The organism is Oceanimonas sp. AH20CE76, from assembly GCF_039654065.1.
GTDB lineage: Bacteria > Pseudomonadota > Gammaproteobacteria > Enterobacterales > Aeromonadaceae > Oceanimonas > Oceanimonas smirnovii.
The window spans coordinates 2,832,785-2,854,481 of the sequence record NZ_CP155481.1 but is presented as its reverse complement, the minus strand read 5'-3'; the positions used below and the strand labels follow the sequence as shown (position 1 = coordinate 2,854,481).

Sequence of the window (21,697 nt, the reverse complement as noted above, 5' to 3'; positions counted from 1 at the left end):
GGGCTAATAAGCTGACTTGGCGCACTGATGGCGGACGTTGCTCAGCGTGTCCTTCCACGTACTTTTGGATCTCAGCCGGGATTGAAAGTGTCGACGTGGGTGAATCCGAGCCGCTCGTATAGGCCACGCAGGTTCGGGTGGCAGTCGAGCCGCAGCTTGGCGCACCCCTGCGTTCGCGCGGCATGGCGGCAAGCCTCGATCAGCGCGGAGCTGACACCCCGGCCCGCATGTGTCCGTCGCACCGCGAGCTTGTGCAGATATGCGGCCTCCCCCTTGAGGGCGTCGGGCCAGAACTCGGGATCCTCGGCCGACAAGGTGCAACAGCCGACGATGCCGTCGCTGCAACTCGCGACTAGGAGCTCGGATCTCAGGACGAAGGTCTCCGCGAATGTCCGGTCGATCCGCGCGACGTCCCAGGCGGGCGTTCCCTTGGCGGACATCCACGCCGCAGCGTCGTGCATCAGCCGCACAACCTCGTCGATATCACCCGAGCAGGCGACCCGAACGTTCGGAGGCTCCTCGCTGTCCATTCGCTCCCCTGGCGCGGTATGAACCGCCGCCTCATAGTGCAGTTTGATCCTGACGAGCCCAGCATGTCTGCGCCCACCTTCGCGGAACCTGACCAGGGTCCGCTAGCGGGCGGCCGGAAGGTGAATGCTAGGCATGATCTAACCCTCGGTCTCTGGCGTCGCGACTGCGAAATTTCGCGAGGGTTTCCGAGAAGGTGATTGCGCTTCGCAGATCTCCAGGCGCGTGGGTGCGGACGTAGTCAGCGCCATTGCCGATCGCGTGAAGTTCCGCCGCAAGGCTCGCTGGACCCAGATCCTTTACAGGAAGGCCAACGGTGGCGCCCAAGAAGGATTTCCGCGACACCGAGACCAATAGCGGAAGCCCCAACGCCGACTTCAGCTTTTGAAGGTTCGACAGCACGTGCAGCGATGTTTCCGGTGCGGGGCTCAAGAAAAATCCCATCCCCGGATCGAGGATGAGCCGGTCGGCAGCGACCCCGCTCCGTCGCAAGGCGGAAACCCGCGCCTCGAAGAACCGCACAATCTCGTCGAGCGCGTCTTCGGGTCGAAGGTGACCGGTGCGGGTGGCGATGCCATCCCGCTGCGCTGAGTGCATAACCACCAGCCTGCAGTCCGCCTCAGCAATATCGGGATAGAGCGCAGGGTCAGGAAATCCTTGGATATCGTTCAGGTAGCCCACGCCGCGCTTGAGCGCATAGCGCTGGGTTTCCGGTTGGAAGCTGTCGATTGAAACACGGTGCATCTGATCGGACAGGGCGTCTAAGAGCGGCGCAATACGTCTGATCTCATCGGCCGGCGATACAGGCCTCGCGTCCGGATGGCTGGCGGCCGGTCCGACATCCACGACGTCTGATCCGACTCGCAGCATTTCGATCGCCGCGGTGACAGCGCCGGCGGGGTCTAGCCGCCGGCTCTCATCGAAGAAGGAGTCCTCGGTGAGATTCAGAATGCCGAACACCGTCACCCTGCTGCGTAACATCGTTGCTGCTCCATAACATCAAACATCGACCCACGGCGTAACGCGCTTGCTGCTTGGATGCCCGAGGCATAGACTGTACAAAAAAACAGTCATAACAAGCCATGAAAACCGCCACTGCGCCGTTACCACCGCTGCGTTCGGTCAAGGTTCTGGACCAGTTGCGTGAGCGCATACGCTACTTGCATTACAGCTTACGAACCGAACAGGCTTATGTCCACTGGGTTCGTGCCTTCATCCGTTTCCACGGTGTGCGTCACCCGGCAACCTTGGGCAGCAGCGAAGTCGAGGCATTTCTGTCCTGGCTGGCGAACGAGCGCAAGGTTTCGGTCTCCACGCATCGTCAGGCATTGGCGGCCTTGCTGTTCTTCTACGGCAAGGTGCTGTGCACGGATCTGCCCTGGCAGGGCATCAACGAAGACCAGAACCTGGGCATCGCCATCACCCGCCGTGCGCTGGAAGCCCCGCTGCGCGCCATCGTGGCCAACGCCGGTGAAGAACCGAGCGTGATCGTGGCCAACGTCAAGGCCGGCGAAGGCAGCTACGGCTACAACGCCGCCACCGGCGAGTTCGGCGACATGATCGCCATGGGCATCCTGGACCCGACCAAGGTGACCCGCTCGGCCCTGCAGCACGCCGCTTCCGTCGCCGGCCTTGCGATCACGACCGAAGTGGTCGTGGCCGAAGTGCCGAAGAAGGAAGAGCCGGCCATGCCGGGTGCTGGCGGTATGGGCGGCATGGGCGGCATGGATTTCTGATCCGGTTGGCCCGGTCGTCAGGGAACCGGACCGCGCCAGCGCGGTCCGATCCCGGCAACGACCCGACATCAAGGCCCCAAGGACGGGGCCGGAGCCCGGCAGCGATGCCGGGCTTTTTGTTGTGCCCGCGCCGCGGCAATGTCTGACGCGAAGATCAGAACGCACCGATACGAACGTGCGAACACAGGCGCAACACTGAGCAGCCGTCCCCGCACCGGAGCGCTGCGTGCCGCGCCTCGCCACATCCCGGCGGCAAGCCGCGGGATGCGCGCCACTGCCGTCCGCCCACACCGGTTCGCGGTACGCGCGCCACGCGCCCGAGCGCACGCTGCTGTACGCGTTGGTAGAGGCGCACTACCCGGACTTCATTGCACGGATCGAAGCGGAGGGCCGCTCGCTGCCCGGGTATGTCCGCGAGGCGTTCGATGCCTACCTGCGTTGCGGCGTACTCGAGCACGGCTTCCTGCGGGTGGTGTGCGAGCACTGCCGTGCAGAGAGGCTGGTGGCCTTCTCCTGCAAGAAGCGCGGGTTCTGCCCGAGTTGCGGCGCGCGACGCATGGCCGAGAGTGCGCGGCACCTGGTCGAGGAGGTGTTCGGCCCGCGGCCTGTGCGGCAATGGGTGCTGAGCTTTCCGTACCCCTTGCGTTTCCTGTTCGCCAGCAAGCCAGAAGCCATTGGCCCGGTGCTGGGCATCGTGCAGCGCGTGATCGCCGGCTGGTTGGCCGATCAAGCCGGCATCGACCGCGCCAGCGCCCAGTGCGGCGCGGTGACGCTGATCCAGCGTTTCGGCAGCGCGCTGAACCTGAACATCCACTTCCACATGCTGTGGCTCGACGGCGTGTACGTGGAAGCCACCGAGCTGCCGCGGCGCGAACTGCGCCTGCACCGCGCCCGTGCGCCCACCACCGCGCAGTTGACCCAGCTGGCAGCTACCATCGCGCACCGGGTGTGTCGGCACCTGACGCGCAAAGGCTGGCTCGAAGGGGAGGGCGAATCGGCCTTCCTGGCAGACTGCGCTGCAGGCGACGACGGCATGGATGGGCTGCGGATGAGTTCGATGACCTACCGCATCGCCACCGGTCGCGACGCTGGCCGCAAGGTCGTCACGCTGCAAACATTGCCCGGTGACGCCGGTTCGCTGGAGGGCGACGCCGGCAAGGTCGGCGGCTTCTCGCTGCATGCCGGCGTGGCGGCCGAAGCACACGAAAGCCACAAGCTCGAAAAGCTGTGCCGCTACATCACGCGCCCGGCGATCAGCGAGAAGCGGCTGTCGATAGCGCTCCAGGGCAGGGTGCGTTACCAGCTCAAGACCCCGTGGCGCAATGGCACCACGCATGTGGAATGGGATCCGGTGGATTTTATCGCCAAGCTGGCGGCGCTGGTCCCGCCACCGCGCGCCCACCTGACCCGCTTCCACGGGGTGTTTGCCCCGAACGCCGCCCTGCGCGCACAGTTGACGCCATCGGGGCGCGGCAGGCGGCATGACGCCGCTGTGGAGCCGGCGGACGCAAGCGCGAACGACGCGCCGCGCAGCCCCGAGGAGAAGCGCCGTTCGATGAGCTGGGCGCAACGCCTCAAGCGGGTCTTTTCCATCGACGTCACCGCCTGCGTCCACTGCGGTGGCACCGTGCGGATCGTCGCCAGCATCGAGGAACCTGCCGCCATCCGCGCCATCCTTGGCCACTTCGTGAAGCAGGGCGCGCTGGAGCAAGCGCACTACCGGCCCGCAGCGCGCGCGCCGCCGCCGGCCGCGTGACGAGGTGCCGGCCACACAGCCGGCAGCCAAGCCAGAGTCCGATCCGATGCGGCCACGATCCGCAGGGCGGCGCTCGGCCCGCTGTCGGGAATCAGCGAAGCATGGCTGCTGACAACGCCGCTGCGTGGCCCCGCGATGCCGAAATCCCACTCACAGACGTCCGATCCGTGCCCAAAACGGGGCTTGCGCGACCACCGCCTACCCAGCAGACTGCCCGAAAAGGGCGTTTGAACTTCCTATACGCAAGAAAAATTGATGATAAAAAATTTAATCAATTGAAGTATTGATCATCTATAGGGAATAAGCTATATTTTTGCTACAGTGAACCAAATTAAGATCATCTATTTACTAGGCCTCGCATTTGCGGGGTTTTTAATGCTGAATAAAAGGAAAACTTGATGGAATTGCCCAATATTATTCAACAATTTATTGGAAACAGCGTTTTAGAGCCAAATAAAATTGGTCAGTCGCCATCGGATGTTTATTCTTTTAATCGAAATAATGAAACTTTTTTTCTTAAGCGATCTAGCACTTTATATACAGAGACCACATACAGTGTCTCTCGCGAAGCGAAAATGTTGAGTTGGCTCTCTGAGAAATTAAAGGTGCCTGAACTCATCATGACTTTTCAGGATGAGCAGTTTGAATTAATGATCACTAAAGCGATCAATGCAAAACCAATTTCAGCGCTTTTTTTAACAGACCAAGAATTGCTTGCTATCTATAAGGAGGCACTCAATCTGTTAAATTCAGTTGCTATTATTGATTGTCCATTTATTTCAAACATTGATCATCGGTTAAAAGAGTCAAAATTTTTTATTGATAACCAACTCCTTGACGATATAGATCAAGATGATTTTGACGCTGAATTATGGGGAGACCATAGAACTTACCTAAGTCTATGGAATGAGTTAACTGAGACTCGTGTTGAAGAAAGATTGGTTTTTTCTCATGGCGATATCACGGATAGTAATATTTTTATAGATAAATTCAATGAAATTTACTTTTTAGATCTTGGCCGTGCTGGGTTAGCTGATGAATTTGTAGATATATCCTTTGTTGAACGTTGCCTAAGAGAGGATGCCTCGGAGGAAACTGCTAAAATATTTTTAAAGCATTTAAAAAATGATAGACCTGACAAAAGGAATTATTTTTTAAAACTTGATGAATTGAATTGATTCTAAGCATTATCTAAAAATACCTGTTAAAGACTTATTAACTTCAAAGACTTTTTTTTTCAAATTTATCTTCAGGTGGAGCAGGGTATTCTGAATTTAAATCATGTTCCAACAGAATATTGGCCCGGTCGTCAGGGAACCGGACCGCGCCAGCGCGGTCCGATCCCGGCAACGACCCGACATCAAGGCCCCAAGGACGGGGCCGGAGCCCGGCAGCGATGCCGGGCTTTTTGTTGTGCCCGCGCCGCGGCAATGTCTGACGCGAAGATCAGAACGCACCGATACGAACGTGCGAACACAGGCGCAACACTGAGCAGCCGTCCCCGCACCGGAGCGCTGCGTGCCGCGCCTCGCCACATCCCGGCGGCAAGCCGCGGGATGCGCGCCACTGCCGTCCGCCCACACCGGTTCGCGGTACGCGCGCCACGCGCCCGAGCGCACGCTGCTGTACGCGTTGGTAGAGGCGCACTACCCGGACTTCATTGCACGGATCGAAGCGGAGGGCCGCTCGCTGCCCGGGTATGTCCGCGAGGCGTTCGATGCCTACCTGCGTTGCGGCGTACTCGAGCACGGCTTCCTGCGGGTGGTGTGCGAGCACTGCCGTGCAGAGAGGCTGGTGGCCTTCTCCTGCAAGAAGCGCGGGTTCTGCCCGAGTTGCGGCGCGCGACGCATGGCCGAGAGTGCGCGGCACCTGGTCGAGGAGGTGTTCGGCCCGCGGCCTGTGCGGCAATGGGTGCTGAGCTTTCCGTACCCCTTGCGTTTCCTGTTCGCCAGCAAGCCAGAAGCCATTGGCCCGGTGCTGGGCATCGTGCAGCGCGTGATCGCCGGCTGGTTGGCCGATCAAGCCGGCATCGACCGCGCCAGCGCCCAGTGCGGCGCGGTGACGCTGATCCAGCGTTTCGGCAGCGCGCTGAACCTGAACATCCACTTCCACATGCTGTGGCTCGACGGCGTGTACGTGGAAGCCACCGAGCTGCCGCGGCGCGAACTGCGCCTGCACCGCGCCCGTGCGCCCACCACCGCGCAGTTGACCCAGCTGGCAGCTACCATCGCGCACCGGGTGTGTCGGCACCTGACGCGCAAAGGCTGGCTCGAAGGGGAGGGCGAATCGGCCTTCCTGGCAGACTGCGCTGCAGGCGACGACGGCATGGATGGGCTGCGGATGAGTTCGATGACCTACCGCATCGCCACCGGTCGCGACGCTGGCCGCAAGGTCGTCACGCTGCAAACATTGCCCGGTGACGCCGGTTCGCTGGAGGGCGACGCCGGCAAGGTCGGCGGCTTCTCGCTGCATGCCGGCGTGGCGGCCGAAGCACACGAAAGCCACAAGCTCGAAAAGCTGTGCCGCTACATCACGCGCCCGGCGATCAGCGAGAAGCGGCTGTCGATAGCGCTCCAGGGCAGGGTGCGTTACCAGCTCAAGACCCCGTGGCGCAATGGCACCACGCATGTGGAATGGGATCCGGTGGATTTTATCGCCAAGCTGGCGGCGCTGGTCCCGCCACCTCGCGCGCATCTCACCCGCTTCCACGGCGTATTCGCCCCGAATGCAAACCTGCGTGCGCAGCTGACGCCCTCGGGGCGCGGCAAGCGGCCTGCGGGCGATGCGGCGCCAGTGGACGTCAGCGCCCACGACGCGCCGCGCAGCCCCGAGGAGAAGCGCCGTGCGATGAGCTGGGCGCAACGGCTCAAGCGGGTCTTTTCCATCGACGTCACCGCCTGCGTCCACTGCGGTGGCACCGTGCGGATCGTCGCCAGCATCGAGGAACCCACCGCCATCCGCGCCATCCTCGCCCACTTCGAGAAGCACGGCGCGCGGGAAGAAGCGCACTACAGGCCCGCAGCGCGCGCGCCGCCAGTGCAAGCCGCGTGACGATCTGCCGGCTGCACAGCCGACGGCGAAACCGGAATCCGAGCCGATGCGGCCACGATCCGCAGGGCGGCGCTCGGCCCGCTGTCGGGAATCAGCGAAGCATGGCTGCTGACAACGCCGCTGCGTGGCCCCGCGATGCCGAAATCCCACTCACAGACGTCCGATCCGTGCCCAAAACGGGGCTTGCGCGACCGCCGCCTACCCAGCAGAATGCCCGAAAAGGGCGTTTGAACTTCCTATTCGCTTTTCCTTATCTGCCGTTTATCTATTTTCTGTTATTTTGCTTTCTATTTCTATGAATCTTTTCTAAACTAGACTCATGTTCTAACATTCTTTTATACGAATTGTTAACTAAAACTTTTTTATCCTTGCTTACCATGTTCGAATTATAGAGTTTAAACATTTTTAGCCAAAATTCATAACTCCAATTACTTATATTTGAATCATCATTAATTCGGCTTTCTTTTAAAATTATTTTTTGTTGCTTATAACTAAAAATTCGTTTTGTTTTTTCTTTAAATGTAACTCCCTTTTCTAAAAAGACAAAGGCTAAAAAATCTTTCCAAGCATGCCTGTCTTCAAGGTTTATATCTGTAAAGTCTTTATAAGAAAATTGGCCCAAAATAATGTTTGCGTTTGGAGCTGGCTTAAAATCAAATTTGCTAAATCTATGCAATATGTTAGTTTTGAAAAATGGTTTATATAATAAAGATTTATAAGACTCCTTGTAAGATGGTGCACCCGCATACTTTAAAAAAGGTTCATATTGCATAATTAAAAAAGTATCTAAGGGTGGGTTCTCACTATCTAACAATTTATTTAAAATACTTGCCGTTATGTTAAATGGAATGTTTGAAAAAACTTTATAATTATGGTCTGGTAAATTGTATTTTAAAAAATCGGCTTCAATAATAGACACATTTGAACTTTTAAATTCATGGCTCAACTTATCAGCCAATACACTATCGAACTCAATAGCAGTAACGGCTTTGCAGATTTTGCTTAATGCCTTGGTTATTATGCCTTTTCCAGGCCCAATCTCAACAACAAAATCCTCCTTAGTTATATTGCTTTTAAAAAGCAAATCTTCGACTAATTTAGTATTATGCAAAAAATTCTGTGAGTCTTTAATGTTGAAATTTTTGTTTTTTATTTTAGTGTTTTTATTCATATCCATATATTACAATTATAGACTGATTTTGTCAAGTAAGAATTGTTTTGATTTATGTATAATTCCTACAAGTTCGGAAATTTAAAAATGAAAGAAGCCTGAAATTATCAGGCTTCAAGCTAGTAAGATTTTTAAGATTATATTCTGCTATAACAACAAGTTTTAAAAGCGTTTATTATTCAGCCTGCGCTCTATAAAATACCGCAACTACATTAGATATTAAATGCACAACTTGTAATACCCATATAATAGCATTAAAAATTTGATGTTCTAACGGCAAATTTCTCATTAATAAACTCATTATCAAAACCATAATTGAGATGGTTACTATCTGAATAATGTATAATGGCTTGTTTTTTTGAGTATGATTTTTTATATATTTTAAATAGAGTGTTTAAAGTGCATTTTTTACCAAACACAAAACCCAAACTATTGGCATGGTTTAAAATATTGTTATTTTCAGTAGCAATAACTATATTATAGTTTATAAAATTAAACTTTTATTGTTATGTTAAAATTATCGACTGCCCTGCTGCGTAACATCGTTGCTGCTCCATAACATCAAACATCGACCCACGGCGTAACGCGCTTGCTGCTTGGATGCCCGAGGCATAGACTGTACAAAAAAACAGTCATAACAAGCCATGAAAACCGCCACTGCGCCGTTACCACCGCTGCGTTCGGTCAAGGTTCTGGACCAGTTGCGTGAGCGCATACGCTACTTGCATTACAGTTTACGAACCGAACAGGCTTATGTCCACTGGGTTCGTGCCTTCATCCGTTTCCACGGTGTGCGTCACCCGGCAACCTTGGGCAGCAGCGAAGTCGAGGCATTTCTGTCCTGGCTGGCGAACGAGCGCAAGGTTTCGGTCTCCACGCATCGTCAGGCATTGGCGGCCTTGCTGTTCTTCTACGGCAAGGTGCTGTGCACGGATCTGCCCTGGCTTCAGGAGATCGGAAGACCTCGGCCGTCGCGGCGCTTGCCGGTGGTGCTGACCCCGGATGAAGTGGTTCGCATCCTCGGTTTTCTGGAAGGCGAGCATCGTTTGTTCGCCCAGCTTCTGTATGGAACGGGCATGCGGATCAGTGAGGGTTTGCAACTGCGGGTCAAGGATCTGGATTTCGATCACGGCACGATCATCGTGCGGGAGGGCAAGGGCTCCAAGGATCGGGCCTTGATGTTACCCGAGAGCTTGGCACCCAGCCTGCGCGAGCAGCTGTCGCGTGCACGGGCATGGTGGCTGAAGGACCAGGCCGAGGGCCGCAGCGGCGTTGCGCTTCCCGACGCCCTTGAGCGGAAGTATCCGCGCGCCGGGCATTCCTGGCCGTGGTTCTGGGTTTTTGCGCAGCACACGCATTCGACCGATCCACGGAGCGGTGTCGTGCGTCGCCATCACATGTATGACCAGACCTTTCAGCGCGCCTTCAAACGTGCCGTAGAACAAGCAGGCATCACGAAGCCCGCCACACCGCACACCCTCCGCCACTCGTTCGCGACGGCCTTGCTCCGCAGCGGTTACGACATTCGAACCGTGCAGGATCTGCTCGGCCATTCCGACGTCTCTACGACGATGATTTACACGCATGTGCTGAAAGTTGGCGGTGCCGGAGTGCGCTCACCGCTTGATGCGCTGCCGCCCCTCACTAGTGAGAGGTAGGGCAGCGCAAGTCAATCCTGGCGGATTCACTACCCCTGCGCGAAGGCCATCGGTGCCGCATCGAACGGCCGGTTGCGGAAAGTCCTCCCTGCGTCCGCTGATGGCCGGCAGCAGCCCGTCGTTGCCTGATGGATCCAACCCCTCCGCTGCTATAGTGCAGTCGGCTTCTGACGTTCAGTGCAGCCGTCTTCTGAAAACGACAGCAAGGCCGCACCGCGCCGTCAGAATAGAGTCCGCTTTCACATTCTTTGACACATGCTTGCCAAGGTCATAGATTTCAGCCTGACAAATTCAAGGCTTCGGGCGCAATGGAACCAAAAACCAACGTAAGCCCTACAGCCCATGGAGGCATCTTGCAGGGACAACGCATCGGTTATGTCCGGGTCAGCAGTTACGATCAGAATCCGGAGCGGCAACTTGAGCAAGTCGAGGTCGGCAAGCTGTTCACCGACAAAGCCTCGGGCAAGGACACCCAGCGTCCCCAGCTGGAGGCCATGCTCGGCTTCGTCCGCGAGGGCGACACCGTTGTGGTGCACAGCATGGATCGCCTGGCCCGTAACCTCGATGACTTGCGACGCCTGGTGCAGAAGCTGACCCAGCGCGGCGTGCGTATCGAGTTCCTGAAAGAGGGCCTGGTGTTCACCGGCGATGACTCGCCGATGGCCAACCTGATGCTGTCGGTGATGGGGGCCTTCGCCGAGTTCGAGCGCGCCCTGATCCGTGAGCGGCAACGGGAGGGCATCGCCCTGGCCAAGCAGCGCGGCGCGTACCGGGGCCGCAAGAAGGCCCTGTCCGACGAGCAGGCTGCTACCCTGCGTCAGCGGGCGTCAGTCGGAGAGCCCAAAGCGCAGCTTGCCCGCGAGTTCAACATCAGCCGGGAAACTCTCTACCAGTACCTACGCACGGACGATTGATACATGCCGCGTCGCTTGATCCTCTCGGCTACGGAGCGGGATACCCTGCTCGCGTTGCCGGAAAGCCAGGATGACCTGATCCGCTACTACACCTTCAACGACTCCGACCTGTCGCTGATCCGCCAGCGGCGCGGCGACGCCAACCGCCTGGGCTTCGCGGTGCAGCTCAGCCTGCTGCGATATCCAGGCTATGCGCTGGGCAGCGACAGCGAGTTGCCCGAGCCGGTCATCCAGTGGGTGGCCAAGCAAGTTCAGGTCGACCCAACGAGTTGGGCGAAATACGGCGAACGCGACGTGACTCGCCGCGAGCACGCCCAGGAACTGCGCACCTACCTACAACTGGCCCCGTTCGGCCTGTCCGATTTCCGCGCCCTGGTGCGCGAGCTGACCGAGTTGGCCCAGCAGACCGACAAGGGGTTGCTGCTGGCCGGCCAGGCGCTGGAGAGTCTGCGGCAGAAGCGGCGCATCCTGCCGGCGCTGAGCGTGATTGACCGGGCCTGCTCGGAAGCCATTGCGCGGGCCAATCGCCGGGTCTACCGCGCCCTGGTCGAACCACTCACGGACTCGCATCGGGCCAAGCTGGACGAGCTGTTGAAGCTCAAGGCCGGCAGCAGCATCACCTGGTTGACCTGGTTGCGGCAGGCCCCACTAAAACCGAACTCCCGGCACATGCTCGAACACATCGAGCGGCTGAAGACATTTCAGCTGGTGGATTTGCCCGAAGCTCTGGGCCGGCACATCCACCAGAACCGCCTGCTCAAGCTGGCCCGCGAGGGTGGGCAGATGACGCCCAAAGACCTCGGTAAGTTCGAGCCGCAGCGGCGCTACGCGACCCTGGCCGCCGTGGTGCTGGAGAGTACGGCGACCGTGATTGATGAGCTGGTCGATCTGCACGACCGCATCCTGGTCAAGCTGTTCAGCGGCGCGAAGCACAAGCATCAGCAGCAGTTCCAGAAGCAAGGCAAGGCGATCAACGACAAGGTGCGCCTGTACTCCAAGATCGGCCAGGCCCTGCTGGAGGCCAAGGAAAGCGGCAGCGATCCCTACGCCGCCATCGAGGCGGTGATTCCCTGGGACGAGTTCACCGAGAGCGTCAGCGAGGCCGAGCTGCTGGCCCGGCCGGAGGGCTTCGACCATCTGCACCTGGTTGGCGAGAACTTCGCCACCCTGCGCCGCTATACGCCGGCCTTGTTGGAGGTGCTGGAACTGCGCGCCGCCCCGGCTGCGCAAGGCGTGCTGGCGGCCGTGCAGACCCTGCGCGAGATGAACGCCGACAACCTGCGCAAGGTGCCGGCCGATGCGCCCACCGCCTTCATCAAGCCGCGCTGGAGGCCGCTAGTGATAACCCCGGAAGGCCTCGACCGGCGCTTCTACGAAATCTGCGCCCTGTCAGAGCTGAAGAACGCGCTGCGCTCCGGCGACATCTGGGTCAAGGGCTCGCGGCAGTTCCGCGACTTCGACGACTACCTGCTGCCGGCAGAGAGGTTCGCCGCGCTCAAGCATGCGCAGGCTCTGCCCCTGGCGATCAACCCGAACAGCAACCAGTACCTGGAAGAGCGCTTGCAGCTGCTGGACGAGCAGCTGGCCACCGTCACCCGCCTGGCCAAGGACAACGAGCTGCCCGATGCCATCCTCACCGAGTCAGGGCTGAAGATCACCCCACTGGATTCCGCGGTGCCCAATACCGCGCAGGCGCTGATCGACCAGACCAGCCAGTTGCTGCCGCGCATCAAGATCACCGAACTGCTGATGGACGTGGACGACTGGACGGGCTTCAGCCGCCACTTCACCCACCTGAAGGACGGTGCCGAGGCCAAAGACCGGACATTGCTGCTGTCAGCGATCCTGGGCGATGCGATCAACCTCGGGCTGACCAAGATGGCCGAGTCGAGCCCCGGCCTGACCTACGCCAAGCTGTCCTGGCTGCAAGCCTGGCACATCCGAGACGAAACCTACTCGGCGGCCCTAGCCGAGCTGGTCAACCACCAGTACCGTCATACCTTCGCCGCTCACTGGGGCGACGGCACGACCTCTTCTTCCGATGGCCAGCGCTTCCGGGCGGGCGGTCGGGGCGAAAGCACCGGGCACGTCAACCCGAAGTACGGCAGCGAGCCGGGGCGGCTGTTCTACACCCATATCTCCGACCAGTACGCACCGTTCAGCACCCGCGTGGTGAATGTCGGCGTGCGCGATTCCACCTATGTGCTCGACGGCTTGCTGTACCACGAGTCCGACCTACGGATTGAGGAGCACTACACCGACACGGCTGGCTTCACCGATCACGTCTTCGCCTTGATGCACCTGCTGGGCTTCCGCTTCGCACCGCGCATCCGCGACCTCGGCGAAACCAAGCTGTATGTTCCGAATAGCGTCCAGGACTACCCGACATTGCGCCCAATGGTTGGCGGTACCCTGAACATCAAGCATGTCCGCGCCCACTGGGACGACATCCTGCGCCTGGCCAGCTCGATCAAGCAGGGCACCGTCACTGCCTCGCTGATGCTGCGCAAGCTCGGCAGCTACCCGCGCCAGAACGGTCTGGCCGTGGCCTTGCGCGAACTGGGCCGGATTGAGCGCACACTGTTCATCCTCGACTGGCTGCAAAGCGTAGAGCTACGTCGCCGCGTGCATGCCGGACTGAACAAGGGCGAGGCGCGCAACTCCCTGGCCAGGGCGGTGTTCTTCAACCGCCTCGGCGAAATCAGGGATCGGAGCTTCGAGCAGCAGCGCTACCGGGCCAGCGGTCTCAACCTGGTGACGGCCGCCATCGTGCTGTGGAACACGGTGTACTTGGAACGCGCCACCCAGGCGATGGGCGAAGCGGGGAAGTCGGTGGATGGCGAGCTGCTGCAGTACCTGTCGCCGCTGGGCTGGGAGCACATCAACCTAACCGGCGATTACGTCTGGCGGCAGAGCCGCAGACTGGAAGACGGGAAGTTTCGGCCCTTACGGATGCCCGGAAAACCTTAGCGTACGATTTTTTCCGAATTCTGCGGGCTCCCCGTCATGGTCATGACCATGGTGGCCATGACCGGCTTGCTGGTATTACTTAGCCTGCTGCTTGGCTGGGTGTTGCGGCGTGCTGTGCTGCGCCCGCTGGGAGCCGAGCCTGCAGAAATGGAACGCATTGCCGGTGCGGTTGCCGCCGGTGATCTCGGATTGCGTTTTCAGTCTGATGCCGAAGGGGTATATGGTCGTCTGCAGCACATGACCGAGCAACTACGCAAGCTGATTGGCCAGATCAACATGTCGAGCTCCGGGCTGGCTTCAGCCGCGGAAGAAACGTCGGCGGTATCACTGCAGACCAGCACTAACCTTGAGCGTCAGCAACAGGATACCGAGCAGGTCGCCACGGCCATCAATCAGATGTCGGCCACGGTGCAGGAAGTGTCTCAGCACACTGCCCAGGCCGCCGAGTCGGCAAAGTCGGCTTTTGATGCCGCTGAACAAGGGCGGCAGGTGGTCTTGCAGACAGTCGAGCACATTCAATATCTGGCCGAAGATGTTGGCAGTACCGGTCTGGTGGTGCAGTCTCTGGCCGACAGCAGCACGCAGATAAGCACTGTGGTGGAAGTGATTCAGGAAATTGCCGATCGTACCAACTTGCTGGCGCTCAATGCTGCCATTGAAGCCGCCCGGGCTGGTGAACAGGGCAGGGGCTTTGCGGTTGTTGCTGCTGAAGTCCGTAATCTGGCCGAGCAAACCCAGCAGTCTTCCCAGGAAATTGTCTCTACGATCGCACGTTTGCAGGCTGATGCCGACAAGGCGCGGGCTGCCATGAACAGTGGCCGTCAGCGCGCAGAAGCGACTGTATTGCGGGCGCGTGAGGCCGAGCGGTCGCTGGAAGTGATCAGTGCGGCTGTACAGTTGATCCACGATATGAATATTCAGATTGCCAGCGCAGTAGAAGAGCAGGCTTCTGTCACTGATAACATCAGCCGCAATGTCACCAGCATTCATGGAATGGGAGAGGAAAATGCTGCCGGTGCCGAGCAGACTGCCAGCGCCAGCCGTGAACTGGCCAGTCTGGCAGAGCAACTGCAGCTGGCGGTCAGCGGTTTCCGGCTGGAGCAGGGCCCCGGTGGTCATGGCTGAAGCCGGCTTGCCGGCCTTGTTCACTTGAAACACGGTCAGTATACTGCCGTGTCTCATCGTGCGAGGATTGTTCATGTTAAAGCTGTTGCGGATACTGTTGCTGGGACTGGCCATGGTTGTCGTGTTTGTGCTGGGAACCCTGTTGTGTCTGGTCCGCCCCCGGCATCCGAACAATGTGTTTTTGCTTGGCCGGCTGTTTCATCTTGCCTGTCCGCTGGTCGGGCTGAAGGTAAAAATCCGGGGCCGTGAACATGTCACGGCGCTGGATTCTGCGATTTTTATCGCCAACCATCAGACTAACTGGGACATTATTACTCATCCGGGCGTACTGTCACCACGCACAGTGGCGATAGGAAAGAACAGCCTGTTCTGGATCCCCTTGTTCGGCCAGTTGTTCTGGCTTAGCGGTAACCTGCTGATTAACCGGGAAAACAGAGCGAAAGCGGCCAGTACCATCGGTAAAGTCGTGGATAAAATATGCAGCCGTAAAATGTCGATATGGATGTTTCCTGAAGGGACCCGCAGCAAGGGCAAGGGGCTGCTGCCTTTTAAAACCGGTGCTTTTCATATTGCCCTGCAGGCGCAGGTACCCATAGTACCCATTGCCTGCTCCAGCTATTACGGCCAGGTTGATCTGAACCGCTGGGATAATGGCGAAGTGTTGATCGACATCATGCCACCTATTGATGTGAGCCAATATGAGCCGGCCCAGCTGAGGGACTTGCTTAAGCTCAGTCGCAAGCAGATTGCCGAGCGCATTGAGCGTCTTGACGGAGAAGCCCGTCGTCCTGAACTCCTTACTCAATCCGGAGCTGAATCATGAGCCAACGCAATGACTGGCGGGCAGAAACCCGTGACATCATAGAATCTCTGCTGAACGACGGCAGTAACCCCGATGCCGAATACACCATAGAGCATCACTTCTCCGGACAGAACTTTGCCAGGCTGGAAAAGGCGGCAGTAGACTGCTTCAAGGCCGGTTATGAGGTGACCGATGCCGAAGAGCTGATGCTGGAGCAGGGGCAGACATTGTTATGCTTTGATGCCATATCTGACAGCGCGCTTGATGAAGAGCAAATTATGCAGCAAATAGAAGAGCTGCTGCCCATTGCCGAGAAATATGGCGTTGACTATGACGGCTGGGGCACCTATTTCGAAGAGTCTGAAGAGTAAGAGGCTCTCAGCTGGCAGGAGCGCACAACCGTTTCGGGAGAGCCAGAATGTATCCACCGCCGGATCCCCACACCTTGTTATGGGATGAATATAAATACCGCCATGATCATATCTGGCAGAAGCTGTTTCAGATCACCATAGCGGTGGTGCTGTTAGGATCGGTTCCCTATCTCAAGCCTGAGATCACCCAGGTGCTTAAGGGCTGGATCCTGATAGCGCCCTTGCTGGGCACAGTGCTCAGCCTGATCAGTCTGGTGCTGATGCACTTTGAGCTCACCCTGTTCGGTAAAATAGTGCGGGCTCACCGCGCTCATCAGGAGAAGCTGGGGCTGATACAGCACAGCCGGCATAACTATTTTCGCTATCTGGTGATGACCTATGTCAGTTTTCTGATGCTGGTGAGCATGGCGAACGTGGCCGTAGTGCGTTTGCTGTGGCTGGCAACCTGAATGCTCTGCGACAGGGCTGTGCACATCGCTTCTGTCTGGCCCTGTCGGTGACAGTGAATGCTGCATACACTTAACGGTGGAAGCAGATATTCAGGTCTGCAGTAAACACAGAGGAAACAAACATGGCGATTTATGGCAAAGTAAAAGCGGGTGTGGCAGCAGTGGTCTTGCTGGTAGGCTTGTCCGCCTGCGCCAACATGTCTACCCGTGACCGCAACACCGCCATTGGTGCTGGTGTGGGTGGTGTAGCCGGCTCAGTCCTGACCGACGGCAGTGCTGTTGGCACCATAGGTGGTGCCGTAGTGGGAGGCGTAATCGGTAACCAGACCGGTAAATAACCCGGCCTTGTCCTCTTTTTACCGGGCCTGCCAGGCGGGCTCGCCCAGGTAGTTGCCCGGTGGATAGTAATTGCACACCAGTATCATGATGTTATTGCAGGTGCTGGTGGCACAGCCCAGCTCCCGCGTGTCGGGCCAGACCATTTGAGTGTAATGCCCTACTCTGGGCACCAGCTCCCGTGTCAGCGGCTGGCCCGAATAATACCGCTTCTCGTCTTCCCAGCTTTTCACTCCGTCCAGCTCGTTATAGAACCCCAGCGTTCCCATAAACAGGTTTTCACCAAAACCTGAACCCCGGCTGTGCTCGAGTTCGCAGCGCCCGCTCAGCACTTGTGCCCAGCTGGCCGCCTGTTGCTCGGCCCGGGCTGACCAGACCAGCGGCGCGGCATTCACTTCTGCCCTGACTGTGTTATGGGCTGCAAGAATATGCTGACTGATATTGGCTGCTGACAGACCCGGAATAAGTGCCAGTAACAGTGTAGGCAGGCGCATCATGATCCTCTTGGTTAATGTGGTGATCCGGTGCTCAGCGTTCAATTTGCTCTATTATAGTAGTGGCAAACAGAAGGGATAAGTCTGGCTCTTATATCTTGAGCAGAGCGGCTGCAGAGGATCTTCACATGTTTAACAGTGGCAGATTAAAGCAGGAGTTACTGGCCTGCAAAACCCAGTATGAACAACTTAATCAAATACAGCTGGCGCTGAGAGAGCATGTGGCGGTCATTGAATTCAGCCCGGCAGGTGAGGTGATGGATGCCAACGAGGAATTCCTGCTGGTGGTGGGTTATTCTCTGGAGCAGGTTAAGGGCAGGCATCATCGCATTTTCTGTGATAAACAGCTGGCCGGCTCCCGTGAGTATGAGCAGTTCTGGGAGCGGCTGCGCCGTGGTGATCATCAGGAAGGAAGCTTTCCCCGGCTGACCGCACAAGGAAAGCAGATCTGGCTGCAGGCTATTTATTTTCCGGTAAAGAGCCCGGACGGCCGGGTTGAAAAAATCCTGAAAATCGCCAGTGATATTACTGAAAACCAGAATCAGTTGCAGCGGCAGCGCTCTGTACTGGCGGCCCTTGACAGATCCATGGCAGTGATTGAATTCTCGGTAGACGGCACTGTGCTTACCGCTAATGATAACTTTTTATCTTTGCTGGGTTACCGGCTTGATCAGGTGGTGGGCCAGCATCACCGTATGTTTTGTGATGATGACTTTTACCGTGAACACCCTGGCTTCTGGCAGGAGCTGGCGGCCTGTGAGCATAAATCCGGCCGTTTCCGGCGCGTGAATGCCAGCGGACAGGAAGTCTGGCTGGAAGCCACTTATAACCCCATTCTCGATGAGCAGGGCCAGGTAGAGCGGGTGGTTAAATTTGCCAGTGATATTACACGGCGGGTGCAGCAGTCACGCCGTAATCAGCAGGCTTCCGAGCGGGCCTGTGAAATAGCTGTACGTACTTCTCATATTGTGGAGCAGGGTAATAACACACTACAGACCTCGGTCCATCTTTCCACGCGGGTCTCTCAGGAGCTGGAGCAGGCCATGGGCATTATTAATCAGCTGAATGAGCAGGCGCGGAATATAGAAGAAATTGTTGCCACCATCAGCAGTGTGGCCGAGCGTACCAACCTGCTGGCGCTGAACGCTGCAATAGAAGCAGCCCGGGCCGGTGAACAGGGCAGAGGCTTTGCGGTGGTCGCGGATGAAGTGCGCCAGCTGGCGGCCCGTACCAGCCAGGCCACGACTGAAATTGCACAGGTGGTGGAGCAGAACCGGCAGATGACTGCAAAAGCCTCTCAGGCCATTCTGGAAGTGGCCGGGGTGGCAGAGCAGGGCAAGCAGCAGGCCCACGAAGTGGAAACCTTTATGCATGAAATACATGAAGGGGCACTGGCAGTGCAGAAAACCGTGTCGGTGCTGTCTTAGCCATAAAAAAGCCCCGGCGTTTGCCGGGGCTGTTCTTCACTACTGAATAACCAGAGTTACAGGCTGGCGATTTGCTCGCGCTGTTGCTGCAGCTTGGCCAGGGTGGCCTGGTAGTCGGCCAGTTTTTCCTGCTCCTTGGCCACCACCTCGGCGGGGGCCTTGGCCACGAAACCGGCGTTGTTCAGCTTGCCTTCCAGCCGCTTGATCTCGCCCTGAATTTTGCTCAGCTCTTTCTCAAGGCGCGAAAGCTCCGCATCCTTATCGATAAGGCCTGCCATCGGCAGCAGCAGCTCGGTGTCGCCAATCAGCTGCTTGGTGGACACCGGCGCTTTCTCGTCGCCGGCCAGCAGGGTGATGCTGTCCAGCTTGGCCATGGCCTTGAGGAAGGCGTCGTTGTCGGTGGCGCGGCGGGCATCGTCGCCGGCCGGGCGCAGCAGCACGCTCAGGGCCTGGCCGGGAGGAATGTTCATCTCGGCGCGCAGGTTACGAATGGACACGATAAAGCGCTTCACCCATTCCAGATCGGCCATGGCCTGCTCGTCCTGCTCGGCGGCATCCACTTCCGGATAGGCGGCCAGCATGATGGTCTCGCCGCCGCGACCGGCCAGCGGGGCCACCCGCTGCCAGATCTCTTCGGTGATGTAGGGCATGATGGGGTGAGCCAGACGCAGCAGCGTCTCCAGCACCTCGATCAGCGTCTTGCGGGTGGCGCGCTGCTCGGCCTCGCTACCGTGCCACAGCACCGGCTTGGTGAGCTCCAGATACCAGTCACAGAACTGGTTCCAGATAAACTCGTACAGGGCGCTGGCGGCGCGGTCGAAGCGGTAGCCATCGAGGGCGCTGCGCACGTCGGCAATGGTGGCCTGCAGCTGGGCGCGGATCCAGCGATCCGCCAGTGAGAACTGCAGCTCGCCGCCGCTCTGACCGCAATCCTGCTCTTCGGTGTTCATCAGCACATAGCGTGAAGCGTTCCACAGCTTGTTGCAGAAGTTGCGGTAGCCGTCCAGACGTTTCATGTCCCAGTTGATGTCACGGCCGGTAGAGGCCATGGCGCACAGGGTAAAGCGCAGGGCGTCGGTGCCGTGGGGCTCGATGCCGTCAGCGAATTCCTTGCGGGTGCGCTTCTCGATCTTGGCGGCCAGCTGGGGCTGCATCATGTTGCCGGTGCGCTTGGTGACCAGGGATTCCAGATCGATACCGTCGATCATGTCGAGCGGATCGAGCACGTTGCCCTTGGACTTGGACATCTTGTCGCCGTTCTCGTCGCGGATCAGGCCGGTGACGTAGACGGTTTTGAACGGAACCTGAGGCTTGCCATTCTCGTCCTTGAGGAAGTGCATGGTCATCATGATCATGCGTGCCACCCAGAAGAAGATGATGTCAAAGCCGGTGACCAGCACGCTGGACGGATGGAAGGTGGCCAGTTCCGGGGTTTCTTCAGGCCAGCCCAGGGTGGAGAAGGTCCACAGCGCCGAGCTGAACCAGGTGTCGAGCACGTCGTCGTCCTGGCTCAGCACCACATCATTACCCAGATTGTGGGCGGCGCGCACTTCGGACTCGTCCCGGCCCACGTAGACCTTGCCGGACGCGTCGTACCAGGCGGGAATACGGTGGCCCCACCACAGCTGGCGGGAGATGCACCAGTCCTGAATGTCGCGCATCCAGGAGAAATACATGTTTTCGTACTGCTTGGGCACGAACTGGATCTCGCCGTTTTCCACCGCCTCGGTGGCCACCTTGGCCAGAGGCGCGGCGCGCACGTACCACTGGTCGGTGAGCATGGGCTCAATCACCACGCCGCCACGGTCGCCGTAAGGCACGGTCAGGTCATGATCCTTGATGCTGTCGAGCAGGCCGAGGGTTTCCAGCTCGGCCACCACGGCGCTGCGGGCTTCAAAGCGGTCCAGACCACGGAAGGCGGCGGGCAGCTCGGCGCTGTACACATTCGACGGCTCGCCGGTGGTGGTGAACACCTCGGCTTCGTCGCGAATGGCGGCGTCAAAGGTCAGCACGTTGATCATCGGCAGGCCATGGCGCTTGCCGACTTCGTAGTCGTTGAAGTCGTGGGCCGGAGTGATTTTCACACAGCCGGTGCCCTTTTCCATGTCGGCGTGGTCGTCGCCCACGATGGGAATACGGCGGTTGACGATGGGCAGGATAATGTCCTTGCCGATCAGATCCTTGTAACGAGGATCTGCCGGGTTTACCGCCACCGCAGTGTCACCCAGCATGGTTTCGGGACGGGTGGTGGCCACCACCAGGTAGTCCTTGCCATCGGCGGTTTTGACGCTGTCGGCCAGGGGATAGCGGAAGTGCCACATGTGGCCCTTCTTGTCCTTGTTTTCCACTTCCAGATCGGAGATGGCGGTATGCAGCTTGGGATCCCAGTTCACCAGACGCTTGCCGCGGTAGATGAGATCGTCTTCATACAGGCGCACGAACACTTCCTTCACCGCGTTGGACAGGCCCTCGTCCATGGTGAAGCGCTCGCGATCCCAGTCCACTGAAGCACCGAGTCGGCGCAGCTGCTGGGTGATGGTGCCGCCGGACTCTTTTTTCCAGTCCCAGATCTTGTCGATAAAGGCATCACGGCCGTAGTCGTGGCGGGTCTTGCCTTCCTCGGCGGCGATCTTGCGTTCCACTACCATCTGGGTGGCGATGCCGGCGTGGTCGGTGCCTACCTGCCACAGGGTATTCTTGCCCTGCATGCGCTGGTAACGGATCAGGGTATCCATAATGGAATCCTGAAAGGCGTGGCCCATGTGCAGGCTGCCGGTCACGTTGGGCGGCGGAATCATGATGCTGTAGGCATCTTTGCTGGTATCGCCGTGGGGCTTGAAGTAGCCCTTGCTTTCCCATTGCTGGTACAGGGCCTGCTCAATGGCGTTGGGATTAAAAGTCTTTTCCAT

The 21,697-nt window shown here is 58.2% G+C and carries 17 protein-coding genes and 2 pseudogenes; 14 read left to right on the top strand and 5 right to left on the bottom strand.

Annotated features, from left to right (window positions below; translation table 11 throughout):
* Window positions 1-71: 71 nt before the first annotated feature.
* Together N2M06_RS14025 and sul1 are read right to left on the bottom strand one after the other, a co-directional pair.
* Window positions 72-530: a GNAT family N-acetyltransferase gene (locus N2M06_RS14025; RefSeq protein ID WP_260526929.1), complete on the bottom strand. Its 459-nt coding sequence runs from the start codon at window positions 528-530 to the stop codon at window positions 72-74.
* A gap of 127 nt (window positions 531-657) precedes the next feature.
* Complete coding sequence (gene sul1 / locus N2M06_RS14020; protein WP_000946487.1) at window positions 658-1,509, bottom strand: sulfonamide-resistant dihydropteroate synthase Sul1; 852 nt, start codon at window positions 1,507-1,509, stop codon at window positions 658-660.
* A 101-nt stretch (window positions 1,510-1,610) separates the two neighbouring features.
* Between sul1 and intI1 (N2M06_RS14015) the strand changes: the two are divergent.
* The 5 genes and pseudogenes from intI1 (N2M06_RS14015) to N2M06_RS13995 all read left to right on the top strand — a co-directional run.
* Window positions 1,611-1,910, top strand: a pseudogene (gene intI1 / locus N2M06_RS14015) (class 1 integron integrase IntI1); the annotation flags it as partial.
* Window positions 1,911-1,913: 3 nt separating this feature from the next.
* Window positions 1,914-2,264: pseudogene (locus N2M06_RS14010) on the top strand (TCP-1/cpn60 chaperonin family protein); the annotation flags it as partial.
* Between the two features lie 274 nt (window positions 2,265-2,538).
* Entirely contained in the window at window positions 2,539-4,020 is a 1,482-nt protein-coding gene (locus N2M06_RS14005; protein ID WP_234449666.1) for a transposase, read from the top strand.
* A 398-nt stretch (window positions 4,021-4,418) separates the two neighbouring features.
* Window positions 4,419-5,198, top strand: a complete 780-nt coding sequence (locus N2M06_RS14000; RefSeq protein ID WP_014386410.1) for an APH(3')-VI family aminoglycoside O-phosphotransferase — start codon at window positions 4,419-4,421, stop codon at window positions 5,196-5,198.
* A gap of 388 nt (window positions 5,199-5,586) precedes the next feature.
* Window positions 5,587-7,071, top strand: coding sequence for a transposase (locus N2M06_RS13995; protein WP_346352188.1), 1,485 nt, complete (start codon window positions 5,587-5,589; stop codon window positions 7,069-7,071).
* Window positions 7,072-7,336: 265 nt separating this feature from the next.
* Here the strand turns inward: N2M06_RS13995 and erm(42) are convergent, their stop codons facing one another.
* Window positions 7,337-8,242, bottom strand: a complete 906-nt coding sequence (erm(42), locus tag N2M06_RS13990) for a 23S rRNA (adenine(2058)-N(6))-methyltransferase Erm(42) (protein WP_092594005.1) — start codon at window positions 8,240-8,242, stop codon at window positions 7,337-7,339.
* Window positions 8,243-8,886: 644 nt separating this feature from the next.
* Between erm(42) and intI1 (N2M06_RS13985) the strand changes: the two genes are divergently transcribed.
* The 8 genes from intI1 (N2M06_RS13985) (at window position 8,887) to N2M06_RS13950 (ending at window position 16,869) form a co-directional block, all read left to right on the top strand.
* Complete coding sequence (intI1, locus tag N2M06_RS13985) at window positions 8,887-9,900, top strand: class 1 integron integrase IntI1 (protein ID WP_000845048.1); 1,014 nt, start codon at window positions 8,887-8,889, stop codon at window positions 9,898-9,900.
* 353 nt (window positions 9,901-10,253) lie between these two features.
* On the top strand, window positions 10,254-10,814 hold the full coding sequence (locus N2M06_RS13980) for a recombinase family protein (RefSeq protein ID WP_034115140.1): 561 nt from the start codon (window positions 10,254-10,256) through the stop codon (window positions 10,812-10,814).
* Between the two features lie 3 nt (window positions 10,815-10,817).
* Window positions 10,818-13,784: a Tn3 family transposase gene (locus N2M06_RS13975; protein WP_346351080.1), complete on the top strand. Its 2,967-nt coding sequence runs from the start codon at window positions 10,818-10,820 to the stop codon at window positions 13,782-13,784.
* 36 nt (window positions 13,785-13,820) lie between these two features.
* Window positions 13,821-14,909: a methyl-accepting chemotaxis protein gene (locus N2M06_RS13970; protein WP_346351079.1), complete on the top strand. Its 1,089-nt coding sequence runs from the start codon at window positions 13,821-13,823 to the stop codon at window positions 14,907-14,909.
* Window positions 14,910-14,982: 73 nt separating this feature from the next.
* The gene (locus N2M06_RS13965; RefSeq protein ID WP_346351078.1) at window positions 14,983-15,732 is read left to right on the top strand and encodes a 1-acylglycerol-3-phosphate O-acyltransferase; all 750 of its coding nucleotides are present in this window, start codon (window positions 14,983-14,985) and stop codon (window positions 15,730-15,732) included.
* A complete protein-coding gene (gene rraB / locus N2M06_RS13960; RefSeq protein WP_346351077.1) occupies window positions 15,729-16,082 on the top strand; it encodes a ribonuclease E inhibitor RraB in 354 nt (117 codons plus the stop codon). Before N2M06_RS13965 ends, rraB begins: the two co-directional genes overlap by 4 nt.
* Before the next feature lie 47 nt (window positions 16,083-16,129).
* Window positions 16,130-16,531, top strand: a complete 402-nt coding sequence (locus N2M06_RS13955; RefSeq protein ID WP_019934998.1) for a hypothetical protein — start codon at window positions 16,130-16,132, stop codon at window positions 16,529-16,531.
* 122 nt (window positions 16,532-16,653) lie between these two features.
* On the top strand, window positions 16,654-16,869 hold the full coding sequence (locus N2M06_RS13950; protein WP_019934997.1) for a glycine zipper 2TM domain-containing protein: 216 nt from the start codon (window positions 16,654-16,656) through the stop codon (window positions 16,867-16,869).
* A gap of 18 nt (window positions 16,870-16,887) precedes the next feature.
* Here the strand turns inward: N2M06_RS13950 and N2M06_RS13945 are convergent, their stop codons facing one another.
* A complete protein-coding gene (locus tag N2M06_RS13945) occupies window positions 16,888-17,364 on the bottom strand; it encodes a CAP domain-containing protein (RefSeq protein WP_346351076.1) in 477 nt (158 codons plus the stop codon).
* Window positions 17,365-17,489: 125 nt separating this feature from the next.
* On the opposite strand from N2M06_RS13945, the gene N2M06_RS13940 reads away from it, so the two are divergent.
* Window positions 17,490-18,788 carry a PAS domain-containing methyl-accepting chemotaxis protein gene (locus N2M06_RS13940; RefSeq protein WP_346351075.1) on the top strand — a complete coding sequence of 433 codons (1,299 nt, stop codon included), beginning with the start codon at window positions 17,490-17,492 and terminating at the stop codon, window positions 18,786-18,788.
* A gap of 56 nt (window positions 18,789-18,844) precedes the next feature.
* Here N2M06_RS13940 and N2M06_RS13935 read toward each other — a convergent pair whose 3' ends face one another.
* Window positions 18,845-21,697, bottom strand: coding sequence for a valine--tRNA ligase (locus tag N2M06_RS13935; RefSeq protein ID WP_346351074.1), 2,853 nt, complete (start codon window positions 21,695-21,697; stop codon window positions 18,845-18,847).

What these genes read in the sequence shown, in the direction of transcription:
- N2M06_RS14025 (WP_260526929.1), bottom strand. Translation starts at nt 530, where the DNA reads ATGGACAGCGAGGAGCCTCCGAACGTTCGGGTCGCCTGCTCGGGTGAT.
- sul1 (WP_000946487.1), bottom strand. Translation starts at nt 1,509, where the DNA reads ATGTTACGCAGCAGGGTGACGGTGTTCGGCATTCTGAATCTCACCGAG.
- N2M06_RS14000 (WP_014386410.1), top strand. Translation starts at nt 4,419, where the DNA reads ATGGAATTGCCCAATATTATTCAACAATTTATTGGAAACAGCGTTTTA.
- intI1 (WP_000845048.1), top strand. Translation starts at nt 8,887, where the DNA reads ATGAAAACCGCCACTGCGCCGTTACCACCGCTGCGTTCGGTCAAGGTT.
- N2M06_RS13975 (WP_346351080.1), top strand. Translation starts at nt 10,818, where the DNA reads ATGCCGCGTCGCTTGATCCTCTCGGCTACGGAGCGGGATACCCTGCTC.
- N2M06_RS13970 (WP_346351079.1), top strand. Translation starts at nt 13,821, where the DNA reads ATGGTCATGACCATGGTGGCCATGACCGGCTTGCTGGTATTACTTAGC.
- N2M06_RS13965 (WP_346351078.1), top strand. Translation starts at nt 14,983, where the DNA reads ATGTTAAAGCTGTTGCGGATACTGTTGCTGGGACTGGCCATGGTTGTC.
- rraB (WP_346351077.1), top strand. Translation starts at nt 15,729, where the DNA reads ATGAGCCAACGCAATGACTGGCGGGCAGAAACCCGTGACATCATAGAA.
- N2M06_RS13955 (WP_019934998.1), top strand. Translation starts at nt 16,130, where the DNA reads ATGTATCCACCGCCGGATCCCCACACCTTGTTATGGGATGAATATAAA.
- N2M06_RS13950 (WP_019934997.1), top strand. Translation starts at nt 16,654, where the DNA reads ATGGCGATTTATGGCAAAGTAAAAGCGGGTGTGGCAGCAGTGGTCTTG.
- N2M06_RS13945 (WP_346351076.1), bottom strand. Translation starts at nt 17,364, where the DNA reads ATGATGCGCCTGCCTACACTGTTACTGGCACTTATTCCGGGTCTGTCA.
- N2M06_RS13940 (WP_346351075.1), top strand. Translation starts at nt 17,490, where the DNA reads ATGTTTAACAGTGGCAGATTAAAGCAGGAGTTACTGGCCTGCAAAACC.
- N2M06_RS13935 (WP_346351074.1), bottom strand. Translation starts at nt 21,697, where the DNA reads ATGGAAAAGACTTTTAATCCCAACGCCATTGAGCAGGCCCTGTACCAG.